The sequence below is a fragment of the Citrobacter gillenii genome (assembly GCF_013337685.1).
GTDB lineage: Bacteria > Pseudomonadota > Gammaproteobacteria > Enterobacterales > Enterobacteriaceae > Citrobacter > Citrobacter gillenii.
Window position 1 is genome coordinate 109534 of record NZ_SUQN01000002.1, and the last position, 20262, is coordinate 129795.

The following is a 20262-nucleotide window of genomic DNA, read 5'->3' on the forward strand; positions in this document are numbered from 1 at the left end:
TAACAGCCATGATGGGTTATGGAAAGTGGGGCTGCGGGTGAAGATCAGGGACGTCGGGATTACTTTTTTACTGTCAGGGTGGGCTCTGTCATTGACCATGACGGGGCACGCAGCGCCTTTATCACCTGCCGATCGCAGTTCAGTTCAGCAACAGCAGCAGCAATTACTTGATGAGAACCAGCGTCAGCGCGAAGAGTTAGGCCGTAGCGTTGTCCTCCCTCAATCGGAAAAAGCAACGCTTCCTGCCACGCCCTCTGGGGCCTGTTTTACGACCTCTCGTATCGATATTGAGGGCGCAAGCCAGTTATCACCCAAAGCCGCCAGAAAACTAACCGCACCGTGGGTAAATCAGTGTCTGGACATCGCTCGCCTGACGGCGCTGACGAACGCGATTTCTGACTGGTACATCAGCCGCGGTTTTATCACCAGCCGTGCTTTTTTAACCGAGCAGGATCTCTCCTCCGGTGTGCTGCGCATTACGGTACTTGAGGGAAAATTGCAGGAGATTCGTCTCGAAGGTGTCCCGTCACGCACGCTGAAAATGACCTTTCCTGGGCTGGAAGGAAAGATTCTCAATCTGCGCGATATTGAACAGGGTATGGAGCAATTGAACCGGGTTCGCCAGACGCCGGTTGAAATAGAAATTTTACCTGGCAGCCAACAAGGCTTCTCGATAGTAAACCTGACGGCTGCGCCTGAATCGCCGCTTACTGGCTCAGTCAGTTTTGATAACAGCGGGCAAAAGAGTACCGGAACGGGGCAACTGAGCGGGGCGTTATTTGCCAATAACCCGTTCGGCCTGGCGGATAAATGGTTTATCAGCGGTGGACGCAGCAGCGATTTTTCCAGCAGTAAAGATGCGCAGAACGTTGCCGCGGGCGTGAGCATTCCTTACGGCTACGGGCTATTTGATTACAACTACAGCTGGAGTAATTACCTCAGCACCATTGATAACAATGGCTATGCCTGGCGTTCAACTGGCGACAGCGAAACCCATCGTCTGACCGGCACCTGGGGGCTGTTTCGCAATGGTGATATCAAAACCGCGGCAGCGCTGGGCCTGACGCATCGAATTAACCGTAACAAATTGAATGATGTCCTGCTGGAAACCAGTAGCCGCAAGCTTTCCAGTATTTCGCTGGGTATCAACCATACGCAAAAAATCGCCTCCGGCGTTGCCACGCTTAACCCCACGTTTACCCAGGGTGTGCCGTGGTTTGGCGCAGAGAATGACAATAATAAACAGGGTGATGTCCCGAAGGCCGAATTTCGCAAATGGAGCGCTAGCGGCAGCTTTCAACGCCCATTGACAGAGAATCTGTGGTGGCTGAGCAGCGTCTATTTTCAGTGGTCACCGGACCGCCTTTATGGCAGCGAGCGCCTGACGCTGGGCGGTGAAACGTCAGTACGTGGCTTTAAAGAACAATACATTTCCGGGGACAACGGCGGTTACTGGCGCAACGAAGTGAATTATTCGCTCTTTACGCTGCCGGTATTTGGGCAGATTGGCGCGATGGCGGCATTCGACGGCGGCTGGCTGAAACAGGATGGCGTTGATAGCTATGCCTCCGGCACGTTGTGGGGCGCTGCGCTGGGATTAACCAGTTCAGGGCGCTGGTTCTCCAGTCAGTTTACCGTTGGAACGCCGGTGAAGTACCCGGACTGGCTGGCACCGGATCATCTCAATATTTATTACCGCGTGGCCGTGGCATTTTAAGGAAGCAGGATAATGACAAAGGATCAGATTCGTTTCTCTCAGCGTGTACTTAGTGGGGTATTGAGCGCCCTGTTGGCCACGCAGCCGCTGTTTCCGGCCATTGCCGCCACCATCACCCCTGTCGGCAATACGCAAATGGATAAGGCGGCCAACGGTGTTCCGGTAGTGAACATCGCTACGCCGAACGCGTCCGGGATTTCACACAACAAATATAACGACTACAACGTGGGAAAAGAGGGGCTGATTCTTAACAACGCCACCGGGCAATTAAATCAGACCCAGCTTGGCGGCATTATCCAGAACAACCCGAACCTGCGTTCAGGAAAAGAAGCGACAGGGATCATCAACGAAGTTACCGGGAATAGCCGTTCACAGCTCCAGGGCTATACCGAAGTAGCGGGGAAAGCCGCCAACGTCATGGTCGCCAACCCTTATGGCATTACCTGTAACGGGTGCGGATTTATCAACACGCCTAACGCCACCCTGACTACCGGTAAACCGGTGTTAGATGCTAACGGTAATCTGCAGTCGCTGGATGTAAGCAAAGGCAGCATTACCATCGAAGGCAAAGGGCTGGATGGTAGCCAGAGCGATGCGGTGTCGATTATTGCCCGCGCCACGGAAATTAACGCGGCACTGCATGCAAAAAATCTCAGTGTGATAGCCGGAGCTAACCGCATAACGGCGAAGGGGCAGGTGAGTCAACTGCAAGGCGAAGGGGATGTACCGAAAATCGCGGTAGATACCGGTGCGCTAGGCGGAATGTATGCCAACCGGATCCGTCTGGTTTCCAGCGAGAAAGGTTTGGGGGTCAACCTCGGGAATCTGAACGCCCGTCAGGGTGATATCACGCTTGATGCAAATGGAAAATTAACCGTTAAGTCCAGCCTGGCCAGTGGGGCTGTTTCCATGAAAGGGCAAGAGGTTGCGCTTTCTGGCGATCATAAAGCGGGGGATAATTTATCCATCACCAGTCAGGGTGCTATCGCCCTGACTGATAGCGCCCTGGTCAGTGATAAAAACCTGCAGCTTACTGCGCAAGGAACGCTGGTGCAGAATGGCGGCGCGCTTACTGCGGGTCAGGATATTGTGCTGACGGCCGGCGATATAGCCCAGCAGCGTGCGGCGCAAATAGATGCCGCTGGAAATGTTTCGCTGACCGGGCGCAATCATGTTGCCACGCAGGGAACGGTCACTGCCGGAAAACAGCTGAGTGTGAAGGCGGATTCGCTGAGTAACAGCGGCCAATGGAGTGCGGGGGATGCTTCCCGTATTCAGGGCGGCAGCGTGACCAACAGCGGTGTGATGCAGGGGAAATCGCTGGATATTGCCGCCACGCGTGATGTTGATCTTAGTGGTCAGCTCAATGCGGCAGATACGCTGACGATTAAAGGCCAGCGTATCTCTACAGCCACGGATGCTCAGGTGCAAAGTGGGAAGAATATCGCCCTGCAAGCCGAGACGGTAAATCTGAACGGCACCCACGCGGCGAAAAATGACCTGACCGTGATGGCAAACACCCTCACCCATGACGGAAAATCGAGTGCCACGCAGATGAACCTGAACGTGGCGCAAACAATCACTCAAAACGGCACGCTGTTGGCAGACAACCTCAGTCTCGACAGCCAGCATATTGCTAACAGCGGCCTGCTGCAGGGTAACGCGGCGTTGGCTTTGCATACTGATAATCTGCAAAACCTGAGCGGCGGTACGATCTACAGCCTTACCGCTCTGGCGCTGGATATTCCGTACCTGACTAACGACGGGATTATTGCTACCGATGGCGATCTGCGCCTTGGTGGTCTTCAGTTGATTAACGCTGGCGACATTCAGGCCGACACGCTTGAGCTGCAATTGCGCGACGCGGTAAATAATTCTGGGCGTCTGCTCGCGCACCAGAGTGCGCAACTCACGGCGCAAACGCTGGAAAATAGCGGCATGCTGGTGGCGAATACTATCACTCTCGAAGGAAACACTGTTCAGAACGGTGGTCTGGTTCAGGGGAATGACAGCGCATTGATTTCTGCGGGTGCTCTGACGACGGAGACGACGGGGCAATGGCTAACCGGTAATGCGCTGACGGTGAACGCGGGTACGGTAGAGCACGCCGGGGTGATGCAGGGGAATACCCTTACATTGGCAGCCGATGCGCTGAATAACAGCGGTGTGCTCAACGGGTTAGGTGGCCTGGAAGGGATACTGACCGGGCAACTGACCAACGTCGGACAAATTCAAAGCGGCGGCGGACTCTCGCTCACCGCAAACGACCTGATCAGCGCCGGGCGTATCGTGGGGGATTCGCTCATGCTTGCGGCAACGACGCTGCGCAACAATGGCTTGTGGCAGGGGGCGAACGGACTGGCTTTACGCGGCGATACGCTTAGCACGGGCACGACGTCTCTGACGCTGAGCGGCGGCGCGCTGACCGTTGATGTCGGTACGATGATTACGCAAGGTACGTTACAGGGACAACAGGTCGCGGTGACGTCTGATAACTGGCAGCACGCGGGTTCGTTGGTCAGCCTTGGTGCGCTGACGGCTGACATCAGTAACAGATTTGCCCTGCCGGGCGGCTTGATGAGTCAGGGAGCCATGTCGTTAGCTGCACAGCAGTTGAATAATGCCGGAAACATCCTCAGTGAAAGTGACATTACGCTTGATGGTCAGCAGCTTACAAATACTGGGGTGGTACAGGGAAATACCCTGACGCTAAGCCAGGATCGTATTCATAACCAGGGCGTATTGATTGGTCTGCAAAGCCTGACGGTGGCAGCCCCGCAGCAGGAACTGATGAATGCGGCGGGCGGGTCGCTGCTAACCCAGGGAATGCTGAAAGTGACGTCCGGTGATGTGACCAACGCAGGAACGTGGCAGGGGCAGTCGATTCTGCTCAATGCGCAGTCGCTGATTAATAGCGGAGCAATCCAAAGCGCAGACGCGCTACAGCTTATGCTCGTCAAAAATCTCACTTCTGCCGAGGGCAGCAAAGTCACCGCCCTCGGCAATGCCACGCTACAGGCGCTATCCCTGACGAATAACGGGCAATGGGCGGCGAGTTATTTGACGTTAAACGGAACAACGCTGGATAACGCCGGGGCAATCAGCGGGGTCAATGGCCTGACGTTAGCCATGAATGGCGCGGTCAGCCAACAGGCGTCGGGCAGCATGCTCACCGGCGGCGCATTGGATCTCAATGCGGCATCGGTGGCTAACGCGGGCAGCATTCAGGGGACGACGCTGAACATAACGTCCGGAGCGTTAACCAATGGCGGACGCCTGCAGGGGGATAATGACGCCACGCTGGCGCTGAGCGGTGACCTGACGAACCTGGCTGGTGGTGAAATTGTCAGCCGTCAGGGACTGACGATTGCCACGCCCGTACTGTTTAACTACGGCGTGATTCAGGGCGGCGGCAACACGCGTCTTAACGCCACAACCCGAGCGCTGAACGAGGGGCAGCTGCTTTCCGGCGCCGAGTTGAGACTCACCACGCCGCAGTATTCCGGCGCGGGCTGGCTACAGGCGACAAATCTCATTCTGAATGCGGCAATGGCCACCAACAACGGGAACTGGCTTGCCGACAGCGCAACGCTGACGGGCAGTCAGTTCACTAACCAGGGGACGACGCAGGCGGGACAACTGACGCTCAATTACCAGCAGTTGACCAATAACGGTACGGTGTTAGGAACGACCCAACTGACCGTTAATGCCGATCGGGTGAGCCAGAATACGGCTGGCAAACTGTTCAGCGGTGGCGATTTGACTCTCAATAGCCAATCTCTGGACGCCTTCGGGCAGGTGGTTGCGCTGGGTAATCTGACGCTGAAACTGGTGAATGCGTTCACCGCCAACAGTACGCTTGCTGCGGGCAACACGCTCACTGTTAACAGCGAGGGTGCCATCGACAACCGCAATGTCATGCAGGGGCAGGTGGTAAACCTGACCGCGGGCGGGCAGTTGAGCAACAATGGGCAAATTACCACCGGCAGCGGTACGAGCAGCCTCAGCGGCAGCAACGTGGCGCTTAATGCCGCCGGAACGGTACAGGGTGGGGGTGACATCATGGTCACCAGTCGCGACACTATTACCGTAGACGGTTTTACCGGCACGCGCGGAACGCTCACGCTCAATACACCGGGGGCGATCATCAACACGGCGCTGCTGTATGCGGCAAATAACATGGCGCTGTATGCCGACTCTATCACCAATCAGCGCGGCGATATTCTTGCGGGCAACAGCCTGTGGATGCAGAAAGATGCGGCGGGAAATGCCAACCGCGAGGTCATCAACACCTCCGGCACCATCGAGACGCAGAGCGGCGATATCACGATTAAAACCGGACATCTTCTGAACCAGAGGGACGGGCTGGTGGTAAGTAATGGTAACACTGAAGATCTGACACAACAGTATGCATGGCTGAATGAGGGATATGCCGACATTCCTCTGTCAGAACTTATTCTGGGAACTGACTACGGCTATGTTGTTAGTCGATCCTGCAGCGGAGGCGGTAGCCCAGGGCACGGCGCAGGCCCAAACTGTAGCGATGTCGCAATACCCCTGGCGATGAAAAACAGCCCTGCGAAAGAGATCGCTATTTCACGTTCTACCCTTTCAGTCTCCGCAAACGGCGGTGCCGGGCGCATCAGTGCCGCGCGCGGGATGGTAATCCAGGCAGATCATCTGGAAAATAATGCCAGCACGTTGCTTGCGGGCGGGGATATGTCCCTTTCCGGTTCAACCCTGCAAAATCAGTCCTGGACTGACGGGACGATCACCCGTTATCGGACGTATGTTGCTGAGCAATCAGGTTTTACCTGGGAGACCCCTGCCGCTTCGGTAGACGCGGATAGATATAATAGCGGCCTGATTCACTATATCGCTCAGGGTAATGACCGGGAGGAAACCTCTGGAGGAACGGCATACCGCGCTGTTATTCAGTCTGGCGGAACAATTCTGGCTAATTTTTCGCAGGATATCAGCAATACCACAACCACCCCGAGTGCGGGTGGGGCGATAAATACCCTCGTTACCCCAACCCTGAATACTCTCAGTAACCAGACCATCGACGCCGGGGTGCAAAAGCAGACACTGGCAGATAGTGAAGCGGTTAGCGTTAATTCGCCGCAGTGGAACGATCAACTGCAAGATGCCCTGCAGCAGATTAACGGTGGCACGCTGGATGCCGGGAATGTCGCGGATACAACGCTGGACACCGTCTCTACCGATAAGAACAGCCAGATTAATCAGGGGGAAGCGGTGGATACTAGCGCGTATCCATTGCCTTTTGGTCAAAACGGCTACTTTGTTGTCTCTGACGATCCGCAAAGCCCGTACCTGATCAACATTAATCCTAAGCTTAACGGCCTGGGGCAGTTGGATCCGGCTCTGTTTGCCGAGTTGAACGTACTGCTGGGGATTACGCCTGGCGATGCCCCACGTGAAACCAACAGCGCCTATACCGATCAAAATCAGTTCCTCGGATCGGCGTATATGCTGGACCGTCTCAACCTGAATCCGGAATACGATTACCGTTTTCTCGGTGACGCGGCGTTCGATACCCGTTACGTCAGTAATGCGATGCTGAATCAGACAGGAAGCCGTTATATCAACGGTATAGGTTCCGATCTGGATCAAATGCGTTATCTGATGGATAGCGCCGCCAGCGCACAGCAGTCGCTGGGGCTGAAATTTGGCGTGGCCCTGACGGCGGAGCAAATTGCCTCTCTTGAGCAGAGCATGCTGTGGTGGGAAGCGGCGACCGTCAACGGTGAAACGGTGATGATACCGAAGCTCTATCTGTCGCCGAAGGATATCACCGTCAATAACGGGAGCGTCATCTCTGGAAATAATGTCCAACTGGCAGGCGGCACTATCACTAACACCGGCAGTACGCTGCTGGCGAATAACACCCTGACCCTCGATAGCCAGAATAGCATTAACAATCTCAACAATGGCCTGATGCAGGCCGGGGGCAACCTCGACCTGAGCGCTATTGGTGATATCAATAACATCAGCGCCGCTATTAGCGGAAAAACGGTTCAGCTGGCAAGTCTCGACGGCAGCATTAATAACCTGACGCAGGTGGAGCAGATAGACATCAATGCGTGGGATAAATACGGCAATGTGAGTTTTAAAGACACGCTGCTGGGCACGACGGCGTCGATTACCGCACAGGATGGGCTGTCGCTCTCGGCAGGCAAGAATATCACCGTCACGGGCGCAACGCTTTCGGCGGGCGATTCACTGCAGATGAATGCCGCGGGAGATATTGCGGTGAATGCGAATCACATTAACGATGCGCAGAGCCATGCCGGACGCTGGACTGACGAGACCAGCCGTTCATCACAAGGCTGGCAGGGAAGCAGCATCAGCGCAGGAGGGGACCTTGGCATCAATGCCGGGAATAATCTCAACCTGACGGCAAGCGACGTGAACGCTGGCGGTAGTGCGGTGCTGACTGCGGGTAACGATCTCAACCTGAATGCGGCCACCACGCTTGAGAACAGCCGCGACGGGGGCAGTGAATCGCACCGTTCTGGACTGGATCGCACCACTATTTCTGCGGGCGATAACCTGGTCCTGATCGCGGGTCAGGATATTAACGCCCACGCTGCTGGCCTGGCGGCGGAAAATGATGTGGGTCTGCAGGTCGGACGCGATGTCAATTTGCTGGCCGAGGCCACGGCCGAAGGCGACAGTTACCACGCGAAGAAAAAAACCATCATCAATGAGTCCGTGCGCCAGCAGGGAACGGAAGTTGCCAGCGGTGGCGACACGGTCATTATCGCCGGGCGCGATGTGAATGCTCAGGCAACCGATGTGATTGCTCAGGGGGATATCGGCGTAGCGGCGGGCCGGGATGTGAATCTCATTACGGCGACGGAAAGTGACTACCACTACGAAGAAACCACCAAAACCAAAAAAGGATTCCTCAATAAAAAGACCACCCACACGATTGAGGAGGACAGCGCCACGCGTGAAAAAGGCACGTTGCTGAGCGGTGACAATGTGACTGTAGCTGCCGGGAACAACATTCTGGTACAGGGCTCAGCCGTCGTCGGTGATGGCGATGTGGCGCTCGGTGCCGGAAACAACGTCGATATTATTGCCGCAACCAATACCGACACCGCATGGCGATTTAAAGAAACGAAAAAAAGCGGCGTGATGGGAACAGGCGGCATCGGTTTTTCCATCGGCAGCAGTAAAACCACGCATGATTTGCGCGAGCAGGGCACCACCCAGAGCGAGAGCTTCAGCACGGTCGGGTCAACCGGCGGCAACGTCAGCATTACCGCCGGTCAGCAGGTGCACATCGGCGGCGCGGATATCATCGCACAGAAAGATATTGCCGTGCTCGGCGACAGCGTGGTGATTGAGCCCGGCCATGACAAATGTACCCGCGATGAGACGTTTGAGCAGAAGAGCAGCGGCTTGACGGTGGCGCTGTCAGGTGCAGCAGGCAGCGCAGTAAACAGCGCGGTGCAAACCTCACAGGATGCGAAGGGGGAGAGCGATGACCGTCTGGCGGCGCTGCAGGCCACCAAAGCGGTGCTTTCTGGCGCGCAGGCGGTGCAGGCGGCAGCGGTTGCCCGGGCCAGCGACAAAGCGGACAGCGGGCTGGGTATCAGCGTCTCGCTGACGTCGCAGAGCGCCAAATCTGAACAACATGTTCAGACTGATACCGTGACGGGCAGTACCCTGAATGCCGGGAATAACCTGATTATCGCCGCGACGGGCAGCGGCCAAAGCGGCAACAGCGGCAACATCCTGATCGGCGGCAGCCAGATAAAGGCGGGCGGGGACACCACGCTGGTGGCGGCGAACGATATTGTGCTGAGCGGTGCGGCAAACACCCAGCAGACGACCGGTACAAACAGCAGCAGCGGGGGCGGGGTGGGCGTCGGTATCGGCGTCAACGTAGACAGTTACGGCATCAGCGTCTTCGCCAACGTCAACGGCGCAAAAGGCAGTGAAAAGGGCAACGGCACGGCGTGGACGGAGACCACGCTGGACAGCGGCGGTACGGTTTCGCTGGTCAGCGGGCGTGACGCCATCCTGAACGGGGCGCAGGTCAGCGGTGACAGCGTGGTGGCTGACATCGGTGGCGACCTGTGGATGAGCAGCGCCCAGGACAGCAATGACTACCGGTCGAAGCAGAGCAGCGCGGCGGCCGGGGGCAGCTTTACCTACGGCAGCATGTCCGGCTCAGGCTATATCAGCGCCAGCCAGGACCAGATGAAGAGCGACTATGCCTCGGTGCAGGAGCAGACGGGGCTGTTTGCCGGCGACGGTGGATTTGACGTGACGGTGGGCGGGCACACGCAGCTGGACGGCGCGGTAATCGCTTCGACGGCGACGGCGGATAAAAACAGTCTGGACACCGGGACGCTGGGTTTCAGGGATATTCATAACGAAGCGGACTTTACGGTCAGCCATGCGGGAGCCAGCGTGAGCGCTGGCGGTGGAGACACGGGCGGCGGGTTCAAAGGCAACATGCCGGTCGGGATGGTTACGGTCGGGGGCAACAGCGGTCATGCGGACGGGACGACGCAGGCGGCGGTAGCGGAAGGGACGATAACGGCTCGCGACACGGCGAATCAGCAGCAGGATGTGGCGGGTCTGAGCCGTGACACGGAGCATGCGAACGACAGCATCAGCCCGATTTTTGACAAAGAGAAAGAGCAGAAGCGGCTGCAGGAAGTGAGCCTCATCGGGGAGATGGGCAGCCAGGCGGCAGATATCGCACGGACGCAGGGGGAGCTGAATGCGCTGGAGGAAGCGCGGAAGGTTTACCCGGATAAAACGGCGGAAGAGCTGAAAGAGACGCAGACCTGGCGTGATGCACAGGCAGAATATGGTACAGGGAGTGATTTTCAGCGTGGTATTCAGGCGGCGACGGCAGCGCTTCAGGGGCTGGCGGGTGGAGATGCCGGCGCGGCGCTGGCGGGGGCATCGGCCCCGTACCTGGCGAATATTATTGGTCATGATTCGGGATTAAGCGATGATGCGGCGCTGATAGCGCATGCGATACTGGGTGGCGCGGCAGCGGCGATGCAGGGAAACAGCGCGGCGGCGGGAGCGGCAGGGGCCGTCACGGGCGAGCTGGCGGCGAAAGCGATAATGGAGGTGATGTACCCGGATAAGCGGGTCAGTGAGCTGAGCGAAGCGGAAAAGCAGACCATCGGCATGCTGGCGAGTCTGTCCGCGGGAATGGCGGGCGCTCTGGCGGGAGACAGTACGTCGTCTGCGGCAGCGGGCGCGCAGGCCGGGAAGAATGCGGTTGAGAATAACTCACTGAGTAAGAAAGACAAAGTTGATATCTTTGATATCAACCCGATGCTGAAAATCGGGATTGAGGATGCTGACGGAGAGTTACTGAAAGGCGGCGGTGGAGTTGCTAAAAATGGTAAAGCCAGCCTCACTGCGAAAGATAGTCTTATTTCATCAGCAAATAAACCAATTAACGGGCAAGGTATGTCTGCTGCAGCAAGAGCCTGGGAAAAGCATGCTGGCAGAGAGGGTGGAACGTTTGAACCTTTAAAAGGAAATGTGGCTCAAAAAAATGAATCTGCGAGTAAGTTTGTTAGTGATGTATTGAGTAATCCAGGTACTGTCAGAACAGAGTTATCTCGTGGTGGCGTGGAATATCGTCTACCAAGTGGTCAAGGTATTCGCTATAACTCTGATGGCTCGTTTTCTGGTTTCTTAGATCCAAGAAGGTAAGGCGCATGAATGACGGATTTGAAGTGGATTTTTTTAGTGACTCTCGTTATGAGGAACTGACAGCGGAAATATCTTATAAAGGGCAAATTCTATGTCAGTTGAACAAAGATAAAGGGGTTGATTCAATTGAAATAGAGTTTTTTTCTGATAGCCGAATTTTGGCTGAAACTGTAGTTATGAAATTTCCTGTTGACGATTTTTTAAAAATTTTAGAACAGACGAAAGAAGAATTGATCGGTTAATTTCTGCGTGTTACGTGGAATCTAACTATTTACCCGGAGGGTTCTTTTCCATGCGATAGTGTGTCTAGGTGGAAAGGCGTATCTGGAAAAAATGTTGCTGCGTCAGATGTACAGCAGGGAAAACCGGTTGTAAGTCACTGAAAGTGCAGGAGAAAATCGGGGTCATCGCAGCAGCTTACGTCGGAAAGAGTTGTTGCGGAGAATAACCTGATGGGTGGGAGTGAGGATGCGCAGGCAGCATGGATACGTCAGCATGGGATAGATATGGCGAGTTGTTCGATAATCCTGGTGGAGCCGCCTGTCAGGAAGCGATAGATGAGCGTGATGCGGTAGGGCTGGCGCTGGCAACAGGTACAGTGGCTCTGTTTCCTGGCAGTGCCCTGGCGATGTGGGGACTGGGCGCGGGGGCAAATGCAGGAATTGGCTACCTGGCGGATGGTTCGGTTGACCCTTCCAGTGCGGTAGTGGCTGGCTGGGTGAATGTGTTCAGTATGGGAAATTGTGTGGTGGGAACGGTAGGCTGGAATGCGGCGGGTGGTGCGCTGGGTAACTGGATAGACAACAAAGACCCTCTGTCTGGTGCGCTTATCAATGGTGCTGGTTCTGGTATCGGCTATGGCATTGGTAAAGGGCTCTCATGGGGAGTTAATGCTGGGGCAAACAGGTGGAAAGGAGGTTGGGATCCGAAATTTAACCCGACACTTCAGAAGTATACTGAAGTAAAAGGTGATTTTGGGATTTCGAAGAAAATTACACCAAGCCAAATTCCTGGCATTGCTGGTGATGTAGCAGCTTCTTTCGCATCTGAATATGAGAGTAAAAGAATCGAATCCCATATTCAGGGAGAAAAAAATGAGTAATCGGCAGACAAGTTTAACTGATTTATCGGTTATTTTTTTGATCGCATTTTTATCAATTATCCTTTCTTTTCTTTGTATAGATATCCTTTTCTCTATTTTTCAGTGGATAGTTACAGGAAAGTTGAACATTACATGGAATGGTGTAAGCCGTGTTTTATTCATGGGGTGTGTGATTGGCTCATTTATCGGTGTTGGATGTGTTATAGCCAGGTGTTTAGGATTAAAAGGGTTTTAATAGCTGTTTGTTGTGACGAATATCCTGATGGGCGGGAGTGAGGATGCTCAGGCAGCATGGATACGTCAGCATGGGATAGATATGGCGAGTTGTTCGGATAATCCTGGTGGAGCCGCCTGTCAGAAAGCGATAAATGAGCGTGATGCGGTAGGGCTGGCGCTGGCAACAGGTACAGTGGCTCTGCTTCCTGGCAGTGCTCAGGCGATGTGGGGACTTGGCGCGGGGGCAAATGCTGGGATGCAGTATGCTGACAGCGGTGAAATAAACCCAGTCAACTCGGTGGCAGCAGGCTGGATAAATGTAATAACCATGGGGCAGGGCTGGAAAGGGACAATAGCCTGGAATGCGGCAGGTGGAGCATTAACCAACGCGATAAACGGAGATGATCCTCTTACAGGGGTGATAACAAATGGAGCGGGAGCCGGGTTTGGAGATGGTGTTGGCAATTATGTGGTGAAGCCTGTTGCAAATACAATTGGTAAATGGATAACCAGTGGGTGGAATCCTAAATTCGATCCTACTCTACTAAAATATACTGAAGTTAAAGGGCAGTTAGGTCTATCTAAAGAAATGGTACCGAGTATGATTCCGGGTGCTGTGGGTAATGCGGGTGGTAGTTTATCATCTGAGTTTGGCAGTTCCATTATCCAGAAAAAGAAAAATACAATGGAGGCTGGGAAATGAAGAATCTCCTTATTGTTGTCTTATTAGTGGCTGTATGCATATTTGGTTTATTTATAGTTGGTTCGATTTTTTATCTTCTTCTGGAGATATTCATGTACTTTTATTTGAATACCTCAATATCATTTGAAGTTTTTCAGTTCTCTAGACTGTTAAAAATGAGTGTGTATGGAGGGGCGGTCTTAGGCTTGGGTATTGGTTTGTTGCATATCATGAAAGTTAAGGGGTTCTGACATGTTGCGGAGAATAACCTGATGGCGGGAGTGAGGATGCGCAGGCGGCATGGATACGTCAGCATGGTATCGATATGGCGAGCTGTTCGGATAACCCTGGCGGAGCCGCCTGTCAGAAAGCGATAAATGAGCGTAATGCGGTAGGGCTGGCGCTGGCAACAGGTACAGTGGCTCTGCTTCCTGGCAGTGCTCAGGCGATGTGGGGACTTGGCGCGGGGGCAAATGCAGGAATTGGCTACCTGGCTGATGGTTCGGTTGACCCTTCCAGCGCGGTAGTGGCTGGGTGAATGTGTTCAGTATGGGGAATCGTGTGGTGGGAACGGTAGGCTGGAATGCGGCGGGTGGTGCATTTGGTAACTGGATTGACAACAAAGATCCACTGTCTGGGGCGATTATTAATGGCGGGGGATCCGCAATAGGGTATGGCGTAGGAAAAATTATCCAACGACCATTAGAGAATATAATTAACCCGGGTTGGAAAAACTGGGAATGGGTCGATATAGGTAAAGGTATTAGCAAACCTTTATCACTAAACCCAGCTCCAGAAATTTCTGGGAATATTGGTTCTTCTGTTGGTTCTGAAGGCGCAGGTGTTATTCTTCAGGAGCAAATTAAAAATCAACAGGAGCAGAAAAAATGAAATCATTTCATCCTCCATTGCGATTTCTTATGTCTTTTCTGTTATGGTTTATTTGTGTGTTTATTACAACAATATCAATATTTTTTCTCTTGAGAGTGATTTCCTATTATTTGATTGGAGGTCGTTTTTTATTCTCTTATAGTGATGTATTAAATGCTTTGAAAATTGGTGGATATTGCTCATTCTTATGTAATGCAGTAAGTTGGTTTTTACATTGGCGTAACAATTAAATTTAGTTGTTGAGAATAACCTGATGGGCGGGAGTGAGGATGCTCAGGCAGCATGGATATGTCAGCATGGGATAGATATGGCGAGTTGTTCGGATAATCCTGGTGGAGCCGCCTGTCAGGAAGCGATAAATGAGCGTGATGCGGTAGGGCTGGCGCTGGCAACAAGTACAGTGGCTCTGTTTCCTGGCAGTGCCCAGGCGATGTGGGGACTGGGCGCGGGGGCAAATGCTGGAATTGGCTACCTGGCGGATGGTTCGGTTGACCCTTCCAGCGCGGTAGTGGCTGGCTGGGTGAATGTGTTCAGTATGGGGAATCGTGTGGTGGGAACGGTAGGCTGGAATGCGGCGGGTGGTGCATTTGGTAACTGGATTGACAACAAAGATCCACTGTCTGGGGCGATTATTAATGGTGCCGGTTCTGGTATCGGTTATGGCATTGGTAAAGGACTTTCATGGAGTGTTAATGCCGGGGCAAACTGGTGGAAAGGTGGCTGGGATCCGAAATTTAACCCGACACTTCAGAAGTATACTGAAGTAAAAGGTGATTTTGGGATTTCGAAGGAAATATCCCCTAGCCGTGTTCCTGGTTCTTTTGGTGATTTTGGTGGCTCATTCTTCTCTGAAATAACAGGCAAAGGTATAGAAAAACCTACGGGCTCTGTGGGAGAGGGAGATAAATGATTAATGTTCTCTTTTTTATCTTCTCTGTAGTTGCGGGGATTATCATGGCTGAACTGGCTTATTTTTCATTACTTATTACTGATTATTTCATACGGGGTAGCTTCGATTTTTCTTTGCCTGAAGTCCTGCATAATCTAAAAGTAGGTGGTGGCGGTGGATTTATTATTGGCATTGGGATCGTTTTATGTCGTCTTTTTAAGATTAAAGGATTTTAATCGTGGAGAATAATACGCTGAGTGTTGCTCAAAACAAATCCCGTGCTCAGGAAATGACTCAGTGCCAGTACAATGCTGATTGAGAAATTACGCCTCGGTGCAGGAGCAGAAGGGGCTGTTAGCGGGCGACGGCGGATAAAAACAGCCGGGACGCTGGGTTTCAGGGATATTCATAACGAAGCGGACTTTACGGTCAGACATGCGGGAGCCAGATGGTCAACGTTAGAAATGAAGGAATAGACTCGCGCTTGCCCGCCATCCGGCGAAGAGATGGTGGTGCGTAACAGGCCTGATGCGCTGCGCTTATCAGGCCTACGGGACGAAGCTTTATTTGCTGCGTTTAATCATCGGTATATCGCCCAAATCATGCAACGCGCCGGGAAAGGTTTTTAACCACTGGGACACTTTCTGCTTATTAATATTCACCACACTCATTCCTTCTATACAGCCCCATAACTCTCTCGTATGCTGTGGCGTAATAACGATGCAATCTTTCATCACCCGTATTTTTACCGGCATACCATTAACAAATCCGGCATTGGGCAGCCATTCTCCGCTGAGTGGCAGATAATTATTATCCATCCGTGAATACAGTTCGCAGCAGGCGGAACTGTCCTGCGCCGATTCCGCTCGTGGATGAATGCTGGCCTCCACGGTGCGCTTGCCGTGCAGACGGTTGCGGTGGTTTTTGCGTAGCAGCTCGGGGTTTTGCGACTCATCCGGCAAAACCTCAGAATCTGCTTGGGCCACGGCGGGTTCTGGCATAAAATTCGCGTCAGCCATAATCAACTCCTGTGTTTAGTTGTTTTGTGGTTAGCGGTGTGAGGGTGTTGCTGCACCTTCATGCCGCGAATCCCCGTCATAATTCGAATTGCAGGTGCGTTGGCTATGCTCGTTCACCCCAGTCACATAGTTATCTATGCTGCTGGGAATTTACTCCCTTGCCGCCGTCCTGCAACTCGAATTATTCAGGCGATTAGATTTAAAATGATCTTATATTTCCTTCGTTGCTGCTTTATTTAACCTGCGGCTATTATACCGTGCTGAATAAAAATGGGGTCATTTAAACGTAATGAGATTTATTAAATGCGAAGTGGCTCCAGAAAATATTGCGGATATATGAAACATATTGCAGTCAATAAAACAGATCGCTAACGGTGAAATAAGAATGCTATCATTCACTCCAGACGCGGCAGACAACTGCTGGCACACGCATTCACCCCGGAGCACCTGATGAACAACGACATTCCGCTAAAATATTATGATATCGCCGACGAGTACGCGACCGAGGCCGCAAAGCCGGTTAGCGACGCGGAACGCGACGCGCTGGCGCACTACTTCCAACAGTTGATCGTCCGTTTGATGAACAACGAAGAGATCGGCGAAGACGCGCAGCAAGAGATGGCGACCGTGGCCGGGATTGACGCACAGCGTATCGATGATATCGCCGAGTTCCTCAACCGCTGGGGCAACGAGTAGCCAAAGACGTGGCCGATGTTTTACACTGCGCGCAAATTTTACGAGTATGACGTTTTAATCAGGCGGAAACAGCAATGAACGGAACAATCACAACGTGGTTTAAAGATAAAGGCTTTGGATTTATCAAAGATGAAAACGGCGATAACCGCTATTTTCATGTGATTAAGGTTGCTAATCCTGAGCTGATCAAGAAAGACGCGGCGGTGACCTTCGAGCCGACCACTAACAACAAAGGCCTGTCAGCCTATGCGGTGAAAGTGGTGCCCGACAGCAAATACATCTATATCGCGGGTGAGCGCCTGAAACTCACGGCGATCAAGTCCTGGGTGGTGTATAGCGAAGAAGTGCCGGTTGAAACCCGCATTGATAAAGAAAATGCGGTGCTGTCCGTGGGCGCGCTGATGAACAGCATTAAGCCGAAGTCAGACGTCAAGCCTGGCGAAATGCGTTCGCTGAAAAAGCTGGCCATTACTACCTTCCAGGGTACGACGCTGATCTTCTCGGAAGATGAGATAGACATCGAAGAAACGGTAAAGCTGCTTAAAGTCTAAAGCGCTCCAGGCTGAACGTGTGCCGAAATTCTGCTCATTTTATGAGCGGGGTTTCGGTTTTTTTTGGCCTGCATGGTGGCAGGCGGACATTGTCTGAGCTATTAATTAGTATAAAAATGGAGTGATGGCTAACCTGTTGATTTTGATGATTTAAAATATGAATGGGTTTATTGCACCAATAATATCCAGGCAGCATATGTAAATAGCATTATAACTAAATTATAATTCGTTTACATCCGGTCGGCAGGCGAGGTTAAAATGCGATTAATTGTTATGTTGTTAAGCTTTGTCGTCTCCACACAGCTCTGGGCGGGTGAACTTTCTAAACCTGCCGGTAAAGCCCTTTTAACGCTGTCCGGTAATATAGAAAATACAAATGAAGACGGGAAAGCCGTTTTTGATATTGCCAGCCTTGAGAAGCTGGGCATGGTCAGTTTCCAGACCACCTCGCCCTGGTATAATGGACGCACTACCTTTACGGGTATTCCACTGCAAAAGCTCATGGATTATGTTGGCGCGAAAGGTTCTGTGGTTAAGGTCACCGCGCTCAATGACTACACCACGGTTATCCCACTCAGTGATTTCAAAAAATATAATGTTATCCTGGCTGTAAAAATCAACGAAAAATACATTCGCGTCCGTGATAAAGGTCCCTTATTCATTGTGTACCCCTATGACAGCATGCCTGAACTGAATAATCAGGTTTTTTATGCACGCTCAGCATGGCAGGTCAGCAGAATGAATATTGAGTAGGAGTTCAGAAGAACATCATGAACAGAATACTGGCGGGCATCATATTTTCTCTTTTTATATCTACCGGGTATATCTCTTACCTCGTGCATGAACGGCAACAAGAGTTACAGAAACTGACTCACTACACCGATTCATGGTCCGCTGCACAACTGGTATCAGAATACTACCGTTTTGAGTCATGGCTTGGTCTTTACACTATCGATGATTCTATGAACCTCGATGATGTACGTCTGCGCCTCGACATCATGCTCAGCCAGAATGATTTAATGAAAGAAGGTGAGTTGGGACATTATATACAAAATAATGAAGCGCATGGTGAACTGGCTTTACAACTGGAAAACACACTTAACTATCTGGATGTTCATCTTGAGAAAATGAATCGTTCAGAGCTCCAGACATACTTGAAAAAAATGCATGCGCTGGATGCGCCGCTAGGCCGCCTTTCATCCGGTGCGCTAAATAAAGATGTTAACTCGATTAATAGTACAAACCTCAAAATTCAAGCGCTGTACTATATTTATTCAGCGATCTCAGTACTGCTGATTATACTGAGTGCGATACTGGGCGTGCTGATATTCTATCAGAACAGAAATATTTTGCAGGCGCATCTTCAGGTTAAGCGTCTTGCTGAAGAATTGCAGAAATCTAAAGAAAAACTGCAAATCCAGAATACAAAACTGGAATATGACGTCTACCATGATTCTCTTACCGAGATGAATAACCGCCAGCTTTTTTGGGAAGATTTAAATAAAACCATCGAGACGGCAGAAAAGAATAATAGTTCTGTGACAGTGATGTTGTTTGATTTAGACCGATTCAAAGAGGTCAATGATACGTATGGTCATGATGTCGGTGATTCATTGTTACGTCAGATATCCCATCGCCTGGTTTCGATGAGCCTGACTTCAGATACGCTTTATCGCTTAGGTGGGGATGAGTTTGCGTTTCTCTCGACGGGTCTGACTGAGAGTCATGCTGTTTCTCGCGCGCAAAAAATATGTGAATTTATCAACCAGCCCTACACGATTTATAACACGATTATCAACATTACCACCTGCGTTGGCATTGTTATTTCCGAAACTGAACGCCGCTCCGACTATCTATATAAATTTGCCGATCTGGCCCTATATGAAGCCAAAAAAGAAGGTTCTGGTAAGATAAAAGTCTTCCGGCAACGCATGTTAGATAAGTTGCAAGAAAGCAGAACCCTTGAGCATGATATGGCGATGGCAATAGCGAATAAAGAATTCGTGGTTTATTACCAGCCGATTGTAGATTCTTTCAGCAGGGAAATTTACAGCTATGAAGCCCTTATCCGCTGGATACATCCTCTTAAAGGCCTGCTGTCGCCGGATAGCTTTATTCCTGTTGCTGAAAAGACAGGAATGATTAATGAAATGGGGAAATCGGTGCTTGAAATGGCCTGCAGGGAAGCGGCTTCCTGGGCGGTTCCAGCTAAAATTTCAGTCAATGTCTCGCCTGTCCAGCTAAGCAGCAAAGCCTTTGCCGGAATAGTGTTGTCTATTCTGAAAGAAACAGGACTTCCGGCTGATCGTCTTGAACTGGAAGTGACGGAATCCTCTCTCTTTACTGACAGCAATACGCCGATGAATACGCTTAACAGGCTCAGAGCCCTGGGCGTGAAAATCTCCATTGATGATTTTGGTACGGGATACTCTTCGCTTTCGCGGCTGAGCAGGCTTGCCTTCGATAAAATCAAAATAGACAAGTCCTTTGTGCATTCGATATCTACACAGGAAGACGCCCTTAACATCATCAAACTTATCACCGGTATGGCGAAATCTCTCAATATGAAGGCGGTTGCAGAAGGGGTTGAAACGCAGGAACAACTGGAAAGTCTTCAGGCTCTGGGCTGCGATTTCGCACAAGGCTATCTGTTTGGTAAACCTCAACCTGGTATTGATGGAAAAATCAGAAACGGTAAATCGCGAACGTCTCTGCTGACAGATAACGACGACACATTGCGCAGTGAACGTGGCTCTTAATCAGAGGGGGAGGGGAA

General features: G+C 51.9%; 10 protein-coding genes and 4 pseudogenes. 13 read left to right on the forward strand and 1 reads right to left on the reverse strand.

What is annotated here, in order from left to right; all coding sequences use genetic code 11:
• Positions 1-97: 97 nt before the first annotated feature.
• The 9 genes and pseudogenes from FCH32_RS04305 to FCH32_RS04350 all read left to right on the forward strand — a co-directional run bounded on the left by FCH32_RS04305 (position 98) and on the right by FCH32_RS04350 (position 15456).
• Complete coding sequence (locus FCH32_RS04305; protein ID WP_115259306.1) at positions 98-1717, forward strand: ShlB/FhaC/HecB family hemolysin secretion/activation protein; 1620 nt, start codon at positions 98-100, stop codon at positions 1715-1717.
• 12 nt (positions 1718-1729) lie between these two features.
• Complete coding sequence (locus tag FCH32_RS04310; RefSeq protein WP_174360557.1) at positions 1730-11440, forward strand: hemagglutinin repeat-containing protein; 9711 nt, start codon at positions 1730-1732, stop codon at positions 11438-11440.
• A gap of 5 nt (positions 11441-11445) precedes the next feature.
• A complete protein-coding gene (locus FCH32_RS04315; protein WP_146717465.1) occupies positions 11446-11682 on the forward strand; it encodes a hypothetical protein in 237 nt (78 codons plus the stop codon).
• 195 nt (positions 11683-11877) lie between these two features.
• Positions 11878-12542, forward strand: a pseudogene (locus tag FCH32_RS04320) (VENN motif pre-toxin domain-containing protein); the annotation flags it as partial.
• Entirely contained in the window at positions 12535-12777 is a 243-nt protein-coding gene (locus FCH32_RS04325; RefSeq protein ID WP_174360558.1) for a hypothetical protein, read from the forward strand. The pseudogene FCH32_RS04320 and the gene FCH32_RS04325, both read left to right, overlap by 8 nt.
• 12 nt (positions 12778-12789) lie before the next feature.
• Positions 12790-13461, forward strand: a pseudogene (locus FCH32_RS04330) (hypothetical protein); the annotation flags it as partial.
• Between the two features lie 253 nt (positions 13462-13714).
• A pseudogene (locus FCH32_RS23415) lies at positions 13715-14331 on the forward strand (VENN motif pre-toxin domain-containing protein); the annotation flags it as partial.
• Between the two features lie 238 nt (positions 14332-14569).
• Positions 14570-15241 (forward strand): annotated as a pseudogene (locus tag FCH32_RS04345) (VENN motif pre-toxin domain-containing protein); the annotation flags it as partial.
• On the forward strand, positions 15238-15456 hold the full coding sequence (locus FCH32_RS04350) for a hypothetical protein (RefSeq protein ID WP_174360560.1): 219 nt from the start codon (positions 15238-15240) through the stop codon (positions 15454-15456). The pseudogene FCH32_RS04345 and the gene FCH32_RS04350, both read left to right, overlap by 4 nt.
• Positions 15457-15783: 327 nt before the next feature.
• On the opposite strand, the gene FCH32_RS04355 is transcribed toward FCH32_RS04350, so the two are convergent.
• On the reverse strand, positions 15784-16239 hold the full coding sequence (locus tag FCH32_RS04355) for a SymE family type I addiction module toxin (protein WP_117342087.1): 456 nt from the start codon (positions 16237-16239) through the stop codon (positions 15784-15786).
• 450 nt (positions 16240-16689) lie between these two features.
• Here FCH32_RS04355 and FCH32_RS04360 point away from each other — a divergent pair, with 450 nt between their 5' ends.
• The 4 genes from FCH32_RS04360 (at position 16690) to FCH32_RS04375 (ending at position 20245) form a co-directional block, all read left to right on the forward strand.
• Entirely contained in the window at positions 16690-16935 is a 246-nt protein-coding gene (locus tag FCH32_RS04360; protein ID WP_115259298.1) for a YmjA family protein, read from the forward strand.
• 74 nt (positions 16936-17009) lie between these two features.
• Positions 17010-17486: a cold-shock protein gene (locus tag FCH32_RS04365; RefSeq protein WP_096758143.1), complete on the forward strand. Its 477-nt coding sequence runs from the start codon at positions 17010-17012 to the stop codon at positions 17484-17486.
• A gap of 258 nt (positions 17487-17744) precedes the next feature.
• Complete coding sequence (locus FCH32_RS04370; protein WP_096758142.1) at positions 17745-18239, forward strand: putative pterin-binding protein; 495 nt, start codon at positions 17745-17747, stop codon at positions 18237-18239.
• 17 nt (positions 18240-18256) lie between these two features.
• Entirely contained in the window at positions 18257-20245 is a 1989-nt protein-coding gene (locus FCH32_RS04375) for a putative bifunctional diguanylate cyclase/phosphodiesterase (protein ID WP_153879417.1), read from the forward strand.
• The last annotated feature ends 17 nt before the right edge of the window (positions 20246-20262 follow it).